The organism is Candidatus Viridilinea mediisalina (genome assembly GCF_002532535.1).
Taxonomy (GTDB): domain Bacteria; phylum Chloroflexota; class Chloroflexia; order Chloroflexales; family Chloroflexaceae; genus Viridilinea; species Viridilinea mediisalina.
The window spans coordinates 20,601-40,153 of sequence record NZ_NQWI01000043.1 but is presented as its reverse complement, the minus strand read 5'-3'; the positions used below and the strand labels follow the sequence as shown (position 1 = coordinate 40,153).

At 58.5% G+C, this 19,553-nt stretch carries 15 protein-coding genes; 10 read left to right on the top strand and 5 right to left on the bottom strand.

Annotation, left to right across the window (positions count from 1 at the left end):
* Positions 1-210: 210 nt before the first annotated feature.
* Entirely contained in the window at positions 211-2,961 is a 2,751-nt protein-coding gene (priA, locus tag CJ255_RS11010; RefSeq protein ID WP_165774668.1) for a replication restart helicase PriA, read from the bottom strand.
* 89 nt (positions 2,962-3,050) lie between these two features.
* A complete protein-coding gene (locus CJ255_RS11005) occupies positions 3,051-4,136 on the bottom strand; it encodes an RNA-guided endonuclease InsQ/TnpB family protein (RefSeq protein ID WP_097644150.1) in 1,086 nt (361 codons plus the stop codon).
* 286 nt (positions 4,137-4,422) lie between these two features.
* On the opposite strand from CJ255_RS11005, the gene CJ255_RS11000 reads away from it, so the two are divergent.
* The 10 genes from CJ255_RS11000 to rfbB all read left to right on the top strand — a co-directional run bounded on the left by CJ255_RS11000 (position 4,423) and on the right by rfbB (position 14,669).
* Positions 4,423-5,172, top strand: coding sequence for a hypothetical protein (locus CJ255_RS11000; RefSeq protein WP_097644149.1), 750 nt, complete (start codon positions 4,423-4,425; stop codon positions 5,170-5,172).
* Between the two features lie 195 nt (positions 5,173-5,367).
* Complete coding sequence (locus tag CJ255_RS10990) at positions 5,368-5,964, top strand: hypothetical protein (RefSeq protein WP_165774667.1); 597 nt, start codon at positions 5,368-5,370, stop codon at positions 5,962-5,964.
* Entirely contained in the window at positions 5,961-7,148 is a 1,188-nt protein-coding gene (locus CJ255_RS10985) for a methyltransferase domain-containing protein (RefSeq protein ID WP_097644146.1), read from the top strand. Before CJ255_RS10990 ends, CJ255_RS10985 begins: the two co-directional genes overlap by 4 nt.
* 12 nt (positions 7,149-7,160) lie before the next feature.
* Positions 7,161-9,479 carry a SpoIIE family protein phosphatase gene (locus CJ255_RS10980; protein WP_097644145.1) on the top strand — a complete coding sequence of 773 codons (2,319 nt, stop codon included), beginning with the start codon at positions 7,161-7,163 and terminating at the stop codon, positions 9,477-9,479.
* Between the two features lie 11 nt (positions 9,480-9,490).
* Positions 9,491-10,069 carry a slr1658 superfamily regulator gene (locus CJ255_RS10975; RefSeq protein ID WP_097644144.1) on the top strand — a complete coding sequence of 193 codons (579 nt, stop codon included), beginning with the start codon at positions 9,491-9,493 and terminating at the stop codon, positions 10,067-10,069.
* A 5-nt stretch (positions 10,070-10,074) separates the two neighbouring features.
* A complete protein-coding gene (locus CJ255_RS10970) occupies positions 10,075-10,434 on the top strand; it encodes a slr1659 superfamily regulator (RefSeq protein WP_097644143.1) in 360 nt (119 codons plus the stop codon).
* Between the two features lie 150 nt (positions 10,435-10,584).
* Positions 10,585-11,532 carry an adenylate/guanylate cyclase domain-containing protein gene (locus tag CJ255_RS10965; RefSeq protein WP_097644142.1) on the top strand — a complete coding sequence of 316 codons (948 nt, stop codon included), beginning with the start codon at positions 10,585-10,587 and terminating at the stop codon, positions 11,530-11,532.
* A gap of 41 nt (positions 11,533-11,573) precedes the next feature.
* Complete coding sequence (locus CJ255_RS10960; protein WP_097644141.1) at positions 11,574-12,704, top strand: 5-(carboxyamino)imidazole ribonucleotide synthase; 1,131 nt, start codon at positions 11,574-11,576, stop codon at positions 12,702-12,704.
* A gap of 203 nt (positions 12,705-12,907) precedes the next feature.
* Complete coding sequence (purE, locus tag CJ255_RS10955; RefSeq protein ID WP_097644140.1) at positions 12,908-13,387, top strand: 5-(carboxyamino)imidazole ribonucleotide mutase; 480 nt, start codon at positions 12,908-12,910, stop codon at positions 13,385-13,387.
* Positions 13,388-13,658: 271 nt separating this feature from the next.
* Positions 13,659-14,669, top strand: coding sequence for a dTDP-glucose 4,6-dehydratase (gene rfbB, locus CJ255_RS10950; protein ID WP_097644139.1), 1,011 nt, complete (start codon positions 13,659-13,661; stop codon positions 14,667-14,669).
* 128 nt (positions 14,670-14,797) lie between these two features.
* Here rfbB and CJ255_RS10945 read toward each other — a convergent pair whose 3' ends face one another.
* From CJ255_RS10945 to CJ255_RS10935, 3 genes are all read right to left on the bottom strand, one after another.
* Positions 14,798-15,196, bottom strand: a complete 399-nt coding sequence (locus CJ255_RS10945) for a YraN family protein (RefSeq protein ID WP_097644138.1) — start codon at positions 15,194-15,196, stop codon at positions 14,798-14,800.
* The gene (locus tag CJ255_RS10940) at positions 15,168-15,701 is read right to left on the bottom strand and encodes an HNH endonuclease (protein WP_245863327.1); all 534 of its coding nucleotides are present in this window, start codon (positions 15,699-15,701) and stop codon (positions 15,168-15,170) included. The genes CJ255_RS10945 and CJ255_RS10940 overlap by 29 nt, the downstream gene beginning before the upstream one ends.
* A 333-nt stretch (positions 15,702-16,034) precedes the next feature.
* On the bottom strand, positions 16,035-19,343 hold the full coding sequence (locus tag CJ255_RS10935) for an ATP-binding protein (protein ID WP_217352434.1): 3,309 nt from the start codon (positions 19,341-19,343) through the stop codon (positions 16,035-16,037).
* Positions 19,344-19,553 lie beyond the last annotated feature (210 nt).

Sequence of the window (19,553 nt, the reverse complement as noted above, 5' to 3'; positions counted from 1 at the left end):
ATGATGGGGGTCTAATCTCTTGCTTTGGGGCGGAAGACATGTGCAGCGTTATTCTATCATAAAATGCGCGGTGGGGCATGGGCTGTCGCCCATGCCCCACCGCGCATTCATGTGGGGCGTAGCCCCAAACCCCGTTTATTGTTCCGTGTTGGCGGCTTCGCCGCCAACACGGAACAATAAACGGGGTTTGGAATTGGAAGGCGCAGCCGCTTACAAGACATGCACCGGGTCTACATCAACGATCCATCCGGGGGCCGGAAGCAGGTCATCAAGCAGGTTGTGCAAGGCTGCTTCTTGGGCGTGGCTCGGTACGCGCAGGATGAGGTGCCAGCGCCAGCGCCCACGGCTGCGTTGGATGCAGGCGGGGGCCGGGCCGACGATGCCCCAGCCGTTGAGTTTGCGTTGTTTAATGGATCGTTCAAGCTGCGCGGCGAGATGTTCTGCTTCACGCTGGGCCCGTGCTGCGTCGCTCGCGGCATGGATGAAGCGCACAAGACGACTAAAGGGCGGATAGCCCGTCTCGCGCCGGAAGGCGATCTCTTGGCTGAAGAAGGCGGCATAGTCGTGTTCTTGGGCTGCCCGCAACGCATAGTGCTCCGGGTCGTAGCTCTGGATGATCACCTGGCCCTCCGCGCTGCGCCTGCCTGCCCGCCCCGCCACTTGGGTTAGTAACTGAAAGGCCCGTTCGCCGCTACGAAAGTCGGGCAGGTGCAAGCCGGTGTCGGCAGCGACAACCCCCACCAAGCCGACGAGGGGCAGATCGAGCCCTTTGGCGATCATCTGGGTGCCGACGAGGATGTCAACCTCGCCATGCAGCATTGCATCCAACATGCGCTCGTGGGCTCCTTTGCCACCTGAACTGTCACGATCCCAACGCAAGACACGCGCGTTGGGTAGCAGGGCGGTCACCTCTTCTACCACACGCTGGGTGCCAATCCCAAAGCTGCGGATGCGCCGACTCAGGCATGCGGGGCAGATGTAGGGCATGGGCGCACGCGCAGCACAGGAGTGGCAGATCAGGGTGCTACTCGCTGCCTGGGTCTGCTCATGATCATGCTCATCATAGTGAACGGTCATGGCACTGGAACAGTTCTCGCACCCGATGATATGGCCACAATCGCGGCAGAGGATGAACGAGGCGGCACCACGCCGGTTGAGGAAAAGAATACTCTGCTCATTGCGCTCTAAACTAGTACGCAGCGCCTGTTGCAGGGCTTGGCTGAAGATCGAACGGTTGCCTTCCTGCAACTCGTGGCGCATATCTACAATCCGCACACGGGGCAGCGGCAAGGCTTGCGAACGGGGCAGCCCATCAACTCCGATGCTGCCCCCCACACGTTCATGCAAGGTCAGCAACTGATAATCGCCCTGCTGCGCCCGTTGGAAACTCTCGACCGCAGGCGTCGCACTGCCCAAAATGGTCACACTGCCAGTCAAGGCCGCCAACTGGAGCGCCACATCGCGGGCGTGGTAACGCGGACTACTGTCATGCTTATAGCTCAACTCATGCTCTTCGTCTACCACAATCAGCCCAAGATCGGGCAGGGGCGCAAAGACTGCCGAGCGCGAGCCGATGGCCACCCGGGCTTCACCACGGCGCAGGCGTCGCCATTCATCATAGCGTTCCCCCAAGCCCAAGGCACTGTGCAGCACCGCAAGCTGGCCAGGAAAACGGGCGGCAAAACGGCGCACCAACTGAGCCGTCAGGGCAATCTCAGGCACCAAGACCAACGCCTGACGGCCCAAACGTAACGCCCGCGCAATCACCCGCAGGTAGACTTCGGTTTTACCGCTGCCAGTGACACCGTGGAGCAGGAAGGTTGCGGATGGAACATCTGCACCCACCTGATCGCGCATTGTGGACAGGTCATTGGGAAGCTCTAGATGGCCCTCACCCCCTACCCCCTTCGGCAAGCGGTCCCTGAGCTTGTCGAAGGGCATGGCGCCGCCTCTCCCGCGTGGCGGGAGAGGGGCGCAGGCACCGCAGTTTTTGGCGTCGCCATACTGCTGACGTTGGTCTTCTCGTGCAAGGCCACGAGAATCTCTTTCCTGTCTCCTATGTTCCAATACAGCCACAATGGTCGTATAGGCTCTTTGCTGGTCGGCGGTAAGCATGGGGGGCTGGTCGGAGCTAGTCGGAGTATTGGCCAAAGGATCGCGACGCTGCTCTTGGCTTTCAAGCTGCACCAAGCCACGCCGTTCCAACTCGCGCAGGGTGGTGCTACTGGCTTGGGTCGCGGCGGTGATGCTGCTCAACGGCACGGCGGTGCTCTGTTGAGCCAACCAGCGCAGCACGGCGGCTTGGCGCGGGGCGCGGGACAAGGATTCGAGGGCGGCTTCAAGTTCAGCGGTGGAAATGGCGAGGCGGGCGCAGCGCACCATGCGCGGGCGCACAGCCGGGCGTGAAGCTTTGGTCCCACGGGCCACAAAGCCGCGCTCGGCGAGGGCCGCATAGGTAGCGCGCAACTCCGCATCGGCCCCACGCAACACCCGGCGCAAAGCCCGCTCCCCCTGTTCACCATGCAGACGCAAATAGTAGAGTACAGACCGTTCGCGTTCAGGCAGGGCACCCAGTTCTGCGGCCAAACCTGTGGGGGTAGCCCTCCACGTTGGTTCAGATTCCTGGGCCACCCCGGGCGGCAGCAGCAACGCCAGCGCATCATAGAGCGGCGCGTGGTAGGTGGTGGCCAGCCACGGGGCCAACTTCAGCCCCGCCGGAGTAAGGCTAAGCTCATGATCGGCCAGATCATCCAGTTCACGCAGCGCCCCCGCGAGCGCATCGGCTGGCTCAAGCTGCAACACCACCCCCTGCACGCGGCTACGACGCAGCGGCACCCAGACCAACTGACCAGGGCGGAGTTGGGCGCACAGATGCTGCGGCACGCGATAGGAGAGTACAGCAGGTCTATGTGGCCCTAAGCTAGCACGGAGAGCCACCGTGGCAACAAGTTCGTTGGGCATCGTTCATGTTCTCATCATATACCCTCATGACCACAAGTAGCGTAGCATACATGTCAGACACCCAAGCCTAAAGGTCTTGGGCTTGTGCCTCAGCCCGAAGGCTGGACACCATAGGCCGTCTGACAGGCGGCCCGATGGCTAATATTGATCGCGGCGTTGACATCGGCAGGAGCCTGATGCCCACACACGACACAACAGAACTCAGCTTGCGAACGGCGATTGGCTTTCTCGCAGTGCCCGCATACCGAACAGGTGCGGCTGGTGTTGCGCGGGTCAACCGCCGCAACTGGCACCCCTACCCGTCGCGCCTTGTAGCTGATGAACTGCCGCACCTGAGCGAAGGCCCAATTGCGGTGTCGCGCTCGTTGCACTGGCCCTCTAGCCCTCGTCCGCTGGCGAATGTGGGTCAATTCTTCAACCCCTATCGCCCGCTTCGTGCGTTCGGCCTTGGCAACAAGCCGCTTGCTGATGCGGTGGTTCGTGTCCTTCTGGAACTGGCGCTGCCGACCCGACAACTGGCGCAGCCGCCGTTTGGCCGACTTCGTCCCAACTGCTTGCAGTGCCGCCCGGCGACGGGCGTACCACTCCCGTTTGCGGTCTATCTGCTGGCCAGAGTACGACTCGCCGTCGCTATCGGTCGCTAGGTTGACGATGCCTAGATCGACTCCCAATACCCCGTCCATCTGCTGCTCATCCGGCTCTGGTACGTCGCAGACGGACAGCAGGTAAAACACGCCCTTGTGGTACACAAGGTCGCTTTCGCCTTTGCGGTGGGCCAGCAGTTTGCGCTGATGCTCGCCCAGACTGTAGGAGATGTGCTGTCGCCCTTCGAGCGTCCAGATCGACACCGCACCCTTGTCGGTGTACCAGGACAGATTGCGGTCATCAAAGGCGATAGCACCGTGCGGGCGGAAGGTGCGCTGCACCTTGCGATCCAACTTGTAGGCGTCAGCCACTTTCGCAATACAGCGAATGAGTACTTGCGCCCCAAGCTGAAACGAGTCCTTGACCTGATGGTACGAGATCTTCTGAAGGGGGATACGGCGAAACTCACATGCTTGCCACGCAATCAAGCTGATCGCATCACACGCGGCGTTCGCTTCTGCCAGCGTTGCCAGCAGGGCCGCGTGCTGCTCAGGGGTTGGGTTCAGCCGGATTTGCGCGATAAGTTTCATATAGTATGAAGTATAGCACATATTGGCGGCGTGTGCAAGCCGTGGGATAAAGCCGCTAAAGCGGGGCGCTTCCTCCCACCGCTAAAGCTGGTGGGCTTCCGCGCCTAAAGGCACGCATGCGTGAAGGTAGGGCACGTTATTGTTTGCGCCAAATGTGCCACATGGAAGATTGACAAGCACATGGGAGATTCTTCTCTTGCCTATCGTTGTATAATAAAAGACTATCTTTATGTGAGCGAGACAGGCCCTCAGCGTTCTGGACGGGTCTCGCCAAGGAGTCAACCGTATGAAGCAGTGTTCCTTTCCATGCACAACGGTGGCACAGGATCGCAACGATCTGGCAACACTGCGTGCCCATCTACTTGAAGGCCACCAATGCCTTGATGCGTGGCTTTCGATGAGCCGTTTGGTTAGCGATCCACGTCAACGCCGCGACTGCCTACAACGGGCGGCGGTGTTAGCCCCCGAGAATGTGGAGATTCGTGAACGTTGGCTTGAGGCCGTTCTCGCAGTTGAACCCAATAATACCCTCGCCCAAACGCGATTGAACGAGATCCATACCATGCGTCTGCTTACCGATGTGAAGACATCCCATTTTACCGAGCAGAAACGTGCTCGTCTGCTCGGTCAGATTCTCGTAGATATGGGGGCGATCAGCAGTGAAGAGTTGCGTGAAGTATTACGCACCCAAAACAACGGCATGCCCATCACCACCGATCGGCGGCTTGGCCAATTGCTGCTGCGCAAGCGCAAAATCGCCCCCGTCGTCTTGGCTCAGGCGCTCATTAGCCAACAGCAAGAACGCAGCAGCCTACGGGTTGCCCCCCAAGTCTTGGGCGAATACCTTGTTGAGCAGGGGCTGATTACCCCGCAGCAACTCGAATTGGTCCTGGCCGAACAACTGCAACTCGACCTCCAGGGCCAGCGTCTGAGCCTTGGTCAGATCATCGTGCGCCTCAACCTACTGCCCTCAAGTACGATTGAGCGTGCTGCGGTTGAGCATCAGCGCACATTCTGGTCGCAGCATAGTTATTGATTTTCTGCACTACTGAGCCAGCATTGCGGTGGCTCGGTGGCTGAGCCTGTCGAAGCCAGCCTGTCGAAGCCAGCCTGTCGAAGCCAGCCTGTCGAAGCCACCGCGAAGCCAGCATGTCGAAGCCAGCCTGTCGAAGCCACCGCGAAGCCGCCCCGAACCCACCGCTGGAAGGTTTACCTCAATGGCTAAAAGCCAGTGCGTAACCGTTATTGTCTGCAAGCGGAGCATCATGGCTTTGGGGCATCAGCCTTAGGGGGCCACATGGAAATTGGGGTCTTTGCACACGTTGATCCTGCGTCGGCCTTTAGTTTTGCGATTGCACTGCCAACGCTCGATTTGCAACGCCAGTGGGGGCGCTGTAATCTGCTGGCAAACTATGTGGCCGAATATGTGGCGTATCAGTTTCCACAACGCGAATGGGCCGAGAATCTCATCTCGACGGTGACGAATGAGTTTCTTGAGGCGATTGCGTTACTGGCACCTGCACAGAGCGAACTCTTTATTCGCTGTTTTCAACTGCCCGAGACGCTTGAGTTGGAGCTTGAGCATAGGGTAGAGGCAGAGTTGGTTGATCTCTACATGGCATTTCTTGCGGAACTGGCCGATTCGCTGCAAGAGGCACACTATTTTGCGCTGCTCACTGCTACAGAACGACCAGCGGTGGCTTTCAACCAGTTTGGCTTGGCAATGCTGGTGCATGATTTCTCGGCACGTATTGCGGCTCGGCTCGATCCTCAGACCAAGCGCATCTGCGTGCGGGTGAGCCTACCTACAAGAGAGATTACAGGATGAAATACGCTGGCCAAACCTATACGCTGAACTATGATCCCCTTGATCAACAGATTAACTTTGATGGTATCTTCCGTCTCGCTGGCGATGATGAGGTCGCAAACGTTTTTGCTTACCTTACCACGATTCACGATGCGGTGCAGGGCACCCTACGCCTCAGTTTTCGCCGTCTGCGCTATATCAATGCCGAGGGGATGCGTACCCTTTCATTGTTTGTAGCCTTTGCACGCGGGCGCAACAGCTTGCAACTGCTCAAGGTGGTTGCGTCGGGTGTGCTGGCGTGGAGTGTCAAGCTGCTACCGAATTTGAGCAACCTGTGGGAACGGGTTGAGTTTTCGGTGTATGATCACAATTTTTATGAGAGCCAACAACTGATTGAGGATACAGCCTTTATTCCGTTGTTGCGTAACCAAACACGGGTGCTCTGGCCACACGAACGCGCCCTCATGCAGCACCACGGCCTCAAGCGGGGCATGCGTGTGGCTGACATCTGCTGCGGCTGTGGTGATGTGCCGTTGCTGATTGCCCGTGAATTGAAGCCCAGCTTTGTAGTGGGCGTGGATCACTCTGAGGCGGCAGTGAGCTATGCGCGCACACTTCAGGCTGAATTTGGGGTGCATAATAGCGAATTTCAGCGGGGTGATGCGACCGCATTGATGCTTGATGATCATAGCTTTGATTTTGTCAGTTGTCGCCTGAGTTTGCAGATCTTCTCGCGTCCTGAGCAGATTTTACGGGAACTGATGCGCATTACACGCCCCGGTGGGCGCATCTATGTTACCGGCGAAGATTATGATCTGATAGTGGCCCATCCTGAAGAGGCGGCCATTCGTCACACCTACGAGCGCACTGCGGCCCTTGCTGCCGAACTGGGGATTGATCTACGCAATGGACGTAAGCTCTATGGCATGCTCAATGATGCCCGCCTTGAGGCTATCCGGGTTGACCAATTGGTGGTAGATACGAGCAATACCCCGCGTGAAGACTTTGCGGCCATGGTTGAACAGTGGCGCAACTTTGCCACCTTTAGTGTCGGCAGTAGCCTCAAACTCAACGATCAAGAGCGTGATCAATTGCTTGCGGGCTATGCGGCCCATTTGCGTACCATTGAACGTCCCAATGGCTATACAACATGGACGACGATGGTCTGCTCAGGGCAGAAGCCGCTGGCACATCGTGCTGAGTAGGAAACTATACCTATGGCTTCGCTTGTTCAACGCCTGAGTGGCGCACGTTTTCAGCAAAAATTGCTGATCTTTGTGCTCTTAGCCGTCTTCCTTACCACGATTGTCCAATTTGTCTTTTTGATGGGCAATTTTCAGCGAATTACCGATTTTGCGCTGCAACAGAATACGGCGGGTGCCGAGCAGAGCGCCGAGGAGTTTTTGCGGAACTACGCCGATGAGAAGGCGGCTTCAACCTGGCTGCAACTTGAGGCGGCACAGGCGAACCTGGCCGTCTTGGGCCAGACAGCGCAACAGATGGTTGATCACTACCCGGCGCTGCGTGACAACCCAGAGTTATTCAATCTGGCGCTCTTTACAACCCAGGTGCAAGCAGAACGCGGTGCGTTAACGGGGGGTGCGGCTGAACGGTTTGAGATCTTTGTACCGCCAAGCCTCGTTGATGATGCTTATGTGCGTGAGTTGCTCCAGGTTTCGGCGCTGCTCAACTTGAGCATGGAGGCGATCTATCAGGCCAATTCTAACAACAATTTTGTCTATTTTGTGGGTGATGAGGCTGCACCCTTTACACGAGGCTTTCCTAATGTGCGCCTGATTGATGCGGTAGGTGAACAGCTCGATCTCGATTTTTGGCAAGACTACTTCCCTGGCGCCGTGCAGGGGTGGGCGCAGTGGTACAACGATCCGGCGCTCCAGGCCGCAGTGCCGAGCCCGATTACCATCCTTGGCCCCTATGCCGATGCAGCGGGCCATGGGCAGGTGATGACGCTCTTCTATCCGTTGTGGAACAAGGAGACCAACCGTTTTGCGGGGGCGGTGGGGGCTGATATTCGGCTTGATGCGATCATTGCAAATATTCTTTCGTTTCAGGTGGCACGCACTGGCTTCGCGTTTCTGGTGAATGGTCAGGGTGAAGTGGTAGCGATGCCGCAACTTGGCTTTGAACTCTTTGAGCTTGATCTGCAAGAGATTGGCGAGGGTAGCCTGATCTACTACCGGGGCGAATTGGCCAAATCGGCCAACCCTGCGGTACATGCCTTGGCCCAACAGCTTACCCAGAGTAACGATGGGCTGCTAACGATTGATTTGGCCCGCGAAGGTGGGCCCCCCAGCCGCGAGTTGATCGCCTTCGCCAGCCTACCAGCCCTCGCTGATGGCAACTACAACCCCGACCACTGGCGGATTGTGTTGGCTGTGCCTGAAGCGGAGGTCTTTGAGGTGCTGACCCAGACCGACGCGGCGGTCAATGCCGAGCGAGTGCGGATCAGTATCTTGTCGTTTGGCATTGTGTTCGCTTCGCTTTTGGTGGTGACCATGGTATCCATCCGTTTTTCGCGGGTGGCGACGAGCGACCTACGTGTGTTGGCTACCGCCGCCGAGCGCATTTCGGCCAAGCAGTACGATACCGAGGTGAAACTCGATAGCAAAGATGAGATTGGGCAACTGGGCCAGGTCTTTAACGCGATGACGCGCGAAATCCGCGACTACACCAACAACTTGGAGCAGATGGTAGTGGCGCGCACCGCTGAGTTGCGTCAGGCCAACCAAGAGATCACGCGCCTGAATGAACAACTCCGTGACGAGAATCTGCGCCTGGGGGCCGAATTGGACGTGGCACGACGGCTGCAAATGATGGTACTGCCACCTACACAGGAGATTCAGGCGATCCAAGAGCTAGACATTGCCTGCTATATGCGCCCCGCCGACGAGGTGGGCGGTGATTACTACGATGTACTTCAGATTGACGATTCGATCTTCTTGGGCATCGGTGACGTGACCGGCCATGGCTTGCCTGCTGGGATCATCATGCTTATGGCACAGACCGCTTATCTGACGCTGTCGCAGAGTGGGGAGCGCGACATGGAGCGTATCGCACAGGTGCTCAATCGTGTCCTCTACCACAACATCGTGCGTATCCAAGAGGACAAAAACATGACCCTGGCGGTCATTCATTACCGCGAGCGCGAGTTGACACTGGTGGGCCAACATGAATCGGTGATTGTCTGCCGTGCTAATGGAACAATCGAAATTGTTGACACGCTTGACCTCGGCTTGCCCATGGGGCTGGAAGAGGATATTACCGAATTTGTGAGTACGAAGCGCCTCCAGTTGGCTTCGGGCGATGTGCTGCTGCTCTATACCGATGGCATTACCGAAGCAGAAAACCAAGCCCGTCAGCAGTTTGGGGTCGAGGGGATCACCAATGGGCTGCGCAACTACTACCGCTTGAGTGCGACCGAGATTGTCAACCATTTAACCACTGATGTCTATGCTTTCATCAATAATGGGACGATTTATGATGATCTCTCGTTATTGGTAGTGAAGCAACGATAGAGGAATAGAGCATGACAAACACAGTGGTCACCTATGGTTACTGGGAAGAACTTGAGGCAGTGCCAAGCTTAGGGCACTACAGCATGAGCTTGGATGCGCACCATTTGGTACAATTCTGGCGGCGTTGTAGTCTCAGTTCCAACTTTTGGTCGCGCTACATGGCCTTGTGGGTGCCAACACCGCCTGCTCCAGGGCACTTGCGCCGCGAAGCGATGGAACATCTGCTCTCCTATCTGCTCAATGAGCTTTTTGAAAATTGCGCTAAATTCAGTGGTGGGCCTTTCCAACGCATCAATTACGCGGCATGGATACAAGCAGAAGGCATGGTCTTTGAACTAACCAATCAGATCGTACCAGCGGCCCAAGCACCCTTTGCAACTCTGATCGAAGAGTTGCTCACTAGCGATCTCGATGAACTCTACTTCCAACGGCTCGAAGCCTCAGCCGAAAGTAATGCCTCGGGGTCAGGCTTGGGCTATCTGACACTGATGAAGGATTATGGCATTCGTTTTGGTTTTCGCTTTAGCCCACTCACAAGCGAAAGTATCACGGTGGGCGTTCAAGCCCATGTTGCATTGAAGGAGTTGTAAGCCGTATGACTATTGCACACATTCAGGGCGAAGAGTACACAATTGAGTACGAGCCAAGCAGCCATACCGTGGCCTTTCGCGGCACGGTGCGTCTGCAGAGCAGTGATGAGTATGCTCCGATTACCGAACTACTGCAGACAGCCCATAGTGAGGCCAACACGACGGGCCAGCTAACTCTTGACTTTCGACAACTCCAGTTCCTCAACAGTTCTGGCATCAGCATGATTAGCAAGTTTGTGATCAGCGGTCGGAAACAGGATCGCGTCCCGCTGCGGGTGATGGGCAACCAAGAAATTTATTGGCAGCAGAAATCACTCGCCAACTTGCAGAAACTTTGGCCTAAGGTGGTTATTGAAATTCTGTAGCAGAGGACGGGAAGCACTCTTTCCTGTTTCCTTCCCTAAGAAGCCGTCTGAAAAGCCGGGGGCACATACTGGAGTACCGGCTTTAGCCGGCTAAAGCCGGCACTCCAATGCCAAACCATAGACTTTTCAGACAGCCCCTAAGGTCATCCTATGCCCACCAAGGCTCAACTTACCACCCGCTTGGCTGAACTCGAAGCGGAATTTGCCGATCTCCAGCTCCTCTACGACCATACGCTGGAACACGGCACCGTGCTGGAGAATGAACTCATGCTTCAGAACCGGCGCATGGCGGAGTTACGCGATAAGATGAGCAAATACCTCTCGCCTCAGCTCTACGCGGCGCTGGTGGGGGGCAGCGCCACAACGGGGACGCGCAGCCATGATCGTACCAAGCTGACCATCTATTTTTCGGATATGGTGGGCTTCTCTGATCTGACCGATAGCATCGAGCCGGAATTGCTCTCAACTGTGTTGAACAGTTACCTCACGCAGATGTCGGAGCTTGCGCTGAAGCATGGTGGTACAATTGACAAGTTCATCGGCGATGCCATGATGGTCTTCTTTGGTGCCCCGGAATTCATGAGCGATGCTGAGCATGCACGGCGCTGCGTCGCCATGGCGCTTGAGATGCGAGAGAAGCTCTTTAGTCTACGCGAAACGTGGCGGCTTATGGGTATTCCTCGTACCCTTCAGGTGCGAGCAGGCATCAATACCGGCTTCTGTACGGTGGGTAATTTTGGCAGCGAACATCGCATGGATTATACGATCATTGGGGGCAACGTCAACCTTGCAGCGCGACTGCAGGCCGCTGCGCCGCCTGATCGCATCTATCTCGCAGCTTCAACCTATGGTTTGGTGGAGGATCTGGTTGAGGCAGAAGCCTTGGGTGCAATCCAACTCAAGGGCATCCACGCCCCCGTGGAGGTGTGGGAGCTGCATGGGCTGCGCAGCGAGAGCGCAGGTAATCCCTACCTCGACGTGAGTGCGGGGCGTCTGCGTTTGCAACCCCTCGATCTTGAATTGGATCGTTTGAACCCCGATGAGCGTCAAGTGCTGCAGAAGGCGCTGGCGCGGGCGTTGGTGCTGTTGGATGGGTAGAGAGTTGCAGATTGGCCCATCTCAGGCTATCATAGCCGCCTATGCTGCGGATTGGTATTTTTGGCGGCGGCCAGCTCGCCCAGATGCTCACCCAAGCTGCTCTTGGCCTTGGCCTCGAGACGGCGATCTTCGAGCGTAGCCCCGATAGTCCGGCAGGGCGTTTGACCCAGCATGAGTTTGTGGGCCCGTGGGACGATGCGGCGGCTTTGCGCCGTTTTGCCCAGTGCTGCGATCTCGTAACGCTGGAAAATGAATTTGTTGATGCCCAGATTCTGGCGCAGCTTGAACACATGGGCATGCCGGTCTTTCCCACAGCGGCTACCGTTGGCGTGGTGCAGGATAAGTGTACCCAGAAGCAGCGGATTGCGGCAGCAGGCTTGGCGGTGCCGCCTTTTCGTGCAGTTGCAACGCCCGCTGAGGTTTTGGCTGCTGGTACAGCATTTGGCTGGCCTCTGGTGCTAAAGGCGCGGCGGAATGGCTATGATGGCTACGGCAATGCAACCTTACGTTCTCCTGATGAGCTTGATGCCGCGTGGCAGCGCCTTGCCGCCCGTGGCAGTCCGCTCTTAGTTGAAGCATGGGTGCCCTTTGTGCGCGAGTTGGCATTGATGGTGGTGCGAGGCCGTGATGGGGCGCTGGCGGCCTACCCGCTGGTGGAAACGGTTCAACGCGAGCATATTTGCCACATCGTGCGCACCCCTGCAACACTACCGCCCGCTGCGGCTGAGGCGGCTACGACGCTGGCCTGTAGCGCAATCGAGGCCATTGAGGGCGTTGGGGTCTTTGGTATCGAGCTGTTTGAATTGGCCGATGGGCGTATTCTTTTTAACGAACTCGCTCCGCGCCCCCACAATTCGGGCCACTATACGATTGAAGGCTGTGTGACTTCGCAGTTTGAGAACCACCTGCGGGCGATCTTGGGTTGGCCGCTGGGCGCAACCGATCTGCGGGCACCGGCAGTAGTCATGGTCAATCTCTTGGGCCAGCGTAACGGCCCGGTTGCGCCTGATGCGCTACGGGCCGCTTTAGCCATCCCCGGAGCCCATCTGCACCTCTATGGCAAACGCGAGTCGCGCCTTGGGCGCAAAATGGGCCATGTGACTGCCTTGGGCCAGGGGTTGGCTGAAGCCGAGGAGGTTGCATTGCGCGCTGCGGCATTGGTGGAGGTGTGAGGCATGAGAACAGAAGAACAGAGAACAGGTGAACAGAAGAACGGAGAACAGAAGAACGGAGAACAGAAGAACAGAAGAACAGAAGAACAGAAGAACAGAAGAACAGAAGAACAGAAAAAACCCTGTAGTTTAGACTGTTCCTCTGTTCCTCTGTTCCTCTGCTCCTTTGTTCCTCTGTTCCTTTGTTCTACGTGGGGAAATCCATGAAACTCATCGGTATCATCATGGGTAGCGATAGCGACCTGCCAACCATGCAGGGCGCAATTGATGTTTGTAATGAATTTGAAGTCGCCCATGAAGTGCGCGTCGTTTCGGCGCATCGCACGCCCTTTGACATGATTGAGTATGGACGCACGGCCCATGAACGGGGGCTGCGCGTGGTGATTGCTGGGGCGGGTGGTGCCGCCCACCTGCCGGGCATGATTGCTGCCTGTTCTCCCCTGCCGGTGATTGGTGTGCCGGTGCAGAGCAAAACGCTCAATGGTCTCGACTCGTTGCTCTCAATTGTCCAGATGCCCGCCGGTGTGCCGGTGGCTACGGTGGCCATCGGTGGGGCGCGTAATGCTGGGTTGCTCGCGGTGCAAATCTTGGCCAGCAGCGATCCTGCGCTGCTCCAGCGTATGGTGCGCTACAAAGAGGAATTGGCGCTCGCCTCGCGGGCGAAGAATGATCAGCTTGGCTAGAGGGAACATGGGAGAACCAGGTTCTCCCACTGACCCGCCTTGGCGGGGGTTGGGGGAGGCTGCGCCTCCCCCGAAGAACTGTTTGTTAGCGCGAAAAAGTTCTGGGCCGCGCCGCTTGGCTTCGACAGGCTCAGCCAGCGGCGTGGTGGCTACCAACCCAAGGCTTCTTCATGTTAGCAACTTTTTTTCGTTCGTGTTGGCGGCTTCGCCGCCAACACGAACGAAAAAAGTGGAGTCTGGGGCGTAGCCGTACTATAGAAAGAATAGGCTCATGCGGAACCTCTTGATCACCGGCGGGGCCGGTTTCATTGGCTCAAACTTTGTCCACTACATGCTTGAGCGCTACAGCGACTATCGCATTGTGGTTTTTGATAAGCTGACCTACGCCGGACGGCGCGAGAATTTGCTGCGCTGGGAGGGTGAGCCGCGCTTTGCCTTTGTGCAGGGCGATATTTGTGATCTGGCGGCGGTACGTAGCGTGGTGCAAACGCACGAGATTGACACGATTGTCAATTTTGCCGCCGAGACGCATGTGGATCGCTCGATTCTTGCGCCCGATGCGGTGGTCACAACCAATGTGAATGGAACGTGGGCGCTGCTAGAGGTAGCGCGTGAGTTGCAGTTGGAGCGCTTCCATCAGATTTCTACCGATGAGGTCTACGGTGCCATTCCGCCCCCCCAACGCTCACGCGAGGGCGATCCGTTGGAGCCGCGTAGCCCCTATTCGGCGAGTAAGGCCGGGGCGGAGCATCTGGTCTATGCCTACTACATCACCTATGGGCTGCCGGTAACGACAACCCGAGGCTCGAATAACATTGGCCCCTACCACTACCCTGAGAAGGCGGTGCCGCTCTTTACCACCAATGCGCTCGATGATCTGCCGCTGCCGATCTATGGCGATGGTTTGCAGATGCGCGACTACCAGTATGTGTTGGATCACTGCGAGGGCATCGATCTCGTACTGCACAAAGGACAGCTTGGCGAGTTCTACAATGTGGGCACCGAAGTGGAGACAACCAACATTGTGATGGCGCGCAAGATTCTCGATATTCTCGGCAAGCCGCACAGCCTGATCACCCATGTCACCGACCGGGCGGGCCATGATCGGCGCTACGCGCTCGATTGTAGCAAGCTACGCGCCCTCGGTTGGCAGTCGCGCCATAGCTTCGACGAGGCGCTGGAGCGCACGGTGCGCTGGTTTGTGGCCAATGAAGCCTGGTGGCGACCGCTCAAGTCGGGGGAGTACTTGGAGTATTATCGGAAGCAGTATGGCGAGCGATAGAGCGATACAGAGAATTGCACCACAGAGACACTGAGGGCACAGAGGTTTTGGAATTAAAAGCGCATGCACCTGTGCGTATGCTAACCTCTACCATCTCGGTGTTCTCGGTGCCTCTGTGGTGAAAAGCTCTAGGTCTCTCCCTCCACCGCATGCTCAATCTGGGTGAGGCGCACAACGCGGCCACTGTAGTCCAATTCGACCGCGATGAGATCAATGCGCCAGAGGGAGTCGGGGGGGATGGCGGCGGCTTCGAGGTAGCTGTAGGCAAGCGTGACGAGGCGGCGGGCCTTGGTGGGGGTGATGCTCTCTTCGGGGCTGGGACCCTGGAGCATCCCGGCGCGGCGTGTGCGCACTTCAACAAAGGCCAATAGGCCACCCCGTTGGGCAATGAGGTCAATTTCGCCAACGGAGCAGCGCCAGTTTCGGGCGATAATGTGCCAGCCAGCGCGGCGCAGATGCGCGGCGGCGGCAGCCTCGCCACACAGCCCCAAGTTGCGCCTAGCCAAAGGTGTATTTGCGCCAGACATCGTGGCGCTCCAACTCACCGAGCAGCGCGAAGGCGAGGTACTGGGGCTGGCGGGGGGTTGAGAGCAGGATCATGTTGGCCTGATCGGGGGTGCGCCCGCCTTTGCGGTGGTTGCAGTCACGACACGCAGTGACGACATTCTCCCAACTGGTGCCGCCACCCTGTGAACGTGGTACTACATGATCCATCGTCAGGTAGGCACGCCCAGGCTGAGAACCACAGTACTGACAGGTTTCGCGGTCGCGGGCAAAGACCCCACGGCGCGAGCAGGGCAGCTTGAGGCGGCGGGGAATGCGGATGTAGCGCACCAGGCGAATAACCAGTGGTATATCAAGACTGAACGCACAGGCACGCAACTGCGCTTCAGCAGCTTCAATCAACTCAGCCTTCTCCTGAAGCAGCAGAATCACGGCACGCCGCACTGAAATGAGTTGGAGCGGCTCGTAGCTGGCATTGAGTACAAGGACGCGCTGTCCCAAGGCATGCACCCCCTTTAAGCACCTCATGTCATCATGTGACCAAGGCTCTTGCACGGGGGTAACGCTTGTATGGCCCCGGCTAGAGCACGAGCATCCTCATATGGCTGGCAGAAGAGACCGCACGGACAGCCCTGAGCGCTGCGCCCACACCGAGGGCGCTCGTGCAGCCAAGCGTTCGGGCACCTCTAGCCCGTAGCCTGCTGCTCTGGTCGGCACCGTGCCAACGCATATGCTGATGTTGCCACATCACGCTCATTAGACTGTCCTCGTACGTGCGCGAGGGGATCAACATCCCTCCGGCACAAAACTTGCGAACGCAATATAAAGGTAGCACAGGCTAACGCAGATTGTCAAACCGAATCAGACCACGCCGGGGGGCTGGGCTGAGGCATGCTCCCAGCGCTCGATCTCTTCCAAGAGGCGGCGGTAGCCCCCTTGGTTGGCAATGCTGCGGGCAGTTTGCAGGCTGAGTTTGGCTTCGTTGCTGGGCAGCAGGGGGGCCAGCCAGATGTGTATCTGGGCGGCAAGGTAGTTGGTGCCCAGGCCATCGGCACGCCTGAGGGCGCTCTGAAGCAATCCACGGGCTTGTGCCGCATCACCACGGGCACTGGCGCTGAGGCCCAGGTTGGCCGTAAGGCCCGCAATGCGCTCCGGGATGGCGAGTTGCTCTGCAAGGCGCAAACCACGCTGGAAGCATGTCTCGGCATGTTCTACTTCGCCGCGTGCAAGGGCGATTTCGCCTGCTGTGGAATGAAGATAGGGTAAAAGACCCAGTACCCCTTGCGCTTCTGCAAGGGCGCGTCCTTCTTTGATATACTGCTCTGCCCGCTCCAGATCGCCGGTGAGGTGCAGGTGATAGGCAAGATTGTTGCGGGCGAGAATGCGCCAGGTGAGGGCTCCATCCAGGGTGTAGCTGTTGCTATCATCGGCACTATCGGCGCTCTGCAGCGCCTCTTGGTAGGCCGCAAGGGACCGAGGCAGGTCACCCTGCTGCGCGGCCACACCACCCAACTCAAACTGGATCTGCGCGAGGGCAACTGGATCGGGGGTGGGTAGGCTGACAATGATGCGTTGGGCTTCGCGCAGGCGTAGGGCTGCTTCGGCCAAATTGACTCCGGCGAGCGAAAGGGCCGTGCCCCAGCGGAAGAGCGCACGGGCGCGTTCGGGCGCGTCGCCACTGGCTACCACCTCGCGCACAAGAGTGATCACGTCGTCGTAGCGCGCCAATGGCACCAACATGCTGGCTAAACTCAGCCGAGCGCGGTTGCTTTCGTTGGGGCTCCGGGCTACCTGCAAGGCTTCGTGCAGTCGTTCGACTGCTTGCTGGCTGGCACCTTGTTGGTGCAACGCCGTACCCAACGCCAGCAGCAATTCAAAACGTTGCGCCGCTGGAGCGCCGCGCAGCGCCTGTTGGTAGAAACCAACCGCTTCGGCCCATGCAGCCACCGCAGCAGCCCGCTGCCCAGCCCGCAGCGCATAACTCGCCGCCCGCTCATGGGCCCCCCCCGCAGCCAAATGGGTCGCAATCAGCCCTGCGACCGCGTCGAGATCGTTGTGGTGCAACCGTTCCAACGATTCGGCAACGCGCCGCTGCAGCGCCTGGTAGCGCGGTTGGCCCATCTGACGATACGCAACCTCCATGGTTAAGCTGTGATCGAAACTGTAGCACCCATCAGGTTGGGCAACAATCAGCCGGGCGGCTTGCAGTTCATCAAGCGCATCGAGGGCGACCTCTTCGGCGCACGCCGCAGTATGGGCAACCAAGGCGAAAGCGAAGTTGCGCCCAACCGCCACGCCCGCATCGAGGATACGCCGCGCTGCATCAGAGAGCCGCACAAGCCGAGCTTCGATCAGACTATAGACCGTATGGGGTACCACGAGCGGCGCATCAGCAGGAAGCTGAAGTTGCCCGTCGGCGTTGAGCAGGTGCTGTTCGCGCGCATAGTTCAGCAACTCACTCATGATATAGGGGTTACCCTCAGCATTGTGTTGCAACCAAGCGGCGAGCGGCGCAGGATTATGCGGGCAAACGCTGCGCGCCAGGCTCTCGGTGGCCGCAGGCGCAAGGCGCTGGAGCGCCACACGCTCAATGCGGCCCTCACGGGTGAGGCTGGTTGCCAGTGTCGCCAGAGGGCCACGCGGATCAAGGGGGCGGGCCGTGAGCAGCAGGTGCAACGGGGCACCTGGGGCACGACGCAGCAAGTAGGCTAGCAAGCCCAGACTACTCGCATCAGCCCAGTGGGCATCATCGAGCAACAGGTAGAGCGGTGCCTTGGTGCTGAGCGCAAGCAGCAGCCGCGCCACGCCTTCCCAGAGGCGCGCCTCTTCAGCCTGGGGTGTTGCAGTGGACGTAGGGCCAGACGGGGCCAACTCGGGCACTAAGCGTGCTGCCTCGTGCAGCCAGAGGGCTTCAAGCGGTAAAGCTTGGCGCAATGGCGGCCATGTCGGCGCAGCGGCAAGACCGCGCAGCGCCGTAATCAGCCCTTGGTAGGGCAAATTCTGCTCAAGCTCGCGCCCCGTACCAACGAGGATCAAAGCCCCAGTAGCCTCTGCGCGTAGCAGTAACTCACGAGCGAGCCGCGTCTTCCCAATACCCGCTTCGCCCTCAATCAGCACCAACTGCCCTTGGGCAAGCGCCTGTTCGATGCGGGCCAATTCGGCGCTACGTCCAGCAAAGGGGATGGAGAATGGAGCGTTGGAAGACCCTAGCTGGCCCTCACCCCCTGCCCCCTCTCCCGCGTGGCGGGAGAGGGGGAAAGGCAACAGCGTCTTCTGCGTTCCTTTGCCTTCCTTTAGGAAAGGAGCGTTGGAAGACCCTAGCTGGCCCTCACCCCCTGCCCCCTCTCCCGCGTGGTGGGAGAGGGGGGAAGGCAACAGCGTCTTCTGCGTTCCTTTGCCTTCTTCTGCGTCAATGAACTCATCTTCTGTTCGCCCATGAGCCGCAGGGGAGGGCGGAGGTAACGCATCCGTAATCAACGCATCGTAGAGTGCTTGGGTTTCAGGCATTGGCGGAAGGCCCAACTCAGCATCAAGCAGGTCACGGAGTTGCTCATAGCGCCGAATAGCCCCCACGCGGTCGCCAGCGCGATAATGGAAGCGCATAGCTTCGCGTTGCAGATCCTCTTGGAGCGGATCAAGCTGCAGGGCGCGTTCCAGAGCATGCTGGGCCGCACGATAATCATGGCGAGCGGCAGCAAGCTGAGCGAGGCGCGCCGCAGCGCGAATCAGCAACATCTGGGCATGTTCACGCTCACTATCCAACCAGAGGGAAAAGGGCTCGGCATCAGACAGGGCAAAATCGGCGAGCAAGCTACCGCGCGCTTCAGCAAGGGCTGTTGCCAAACCTGCCTCAGCGGGTGCATCAGCAGCCACAAGTTGCATCAGCGTGCGATAATCCACGGCAACATCCGGGTCAATCTGGAGCAGATCATCACCCTGGAGCGCAGCCCCCAAGGCTCGCCGGGCGGCGTGGAGCGTCGTGCGGAGCAACTGTTGGGCGGCAGTCCGCTCATGGTCGGGCCAGAGCAACTGCAACAATGCCTCACGGCTGACCGGGCTAGACTGAGCCGCCAGATAGAAGACCAGCGCACGTACCCGGCGACGCGGCAGCGCCACAGGCGTCGGGCCATGCATAATCCTTGGCGGGCCGAAGAGGTGAATGGTAAGCATCGCTTCTACGATTTCAGATTGTAGCTGGTTTGCCGAACATGGGCGTCCCAATGGGTTTTCGCGTGCTTGATCATGCTGCATGTTCAACAAGAATTGGCATTATTGTAGCAGTATATTCTGCAAGAACAAGGTAGCGCCGCCCCGTTGGGGCGGCGCTCCTTGAAGCATCCCTCATCGCCAAGTGAGCCCCATGCTACAATGCGTCAGATT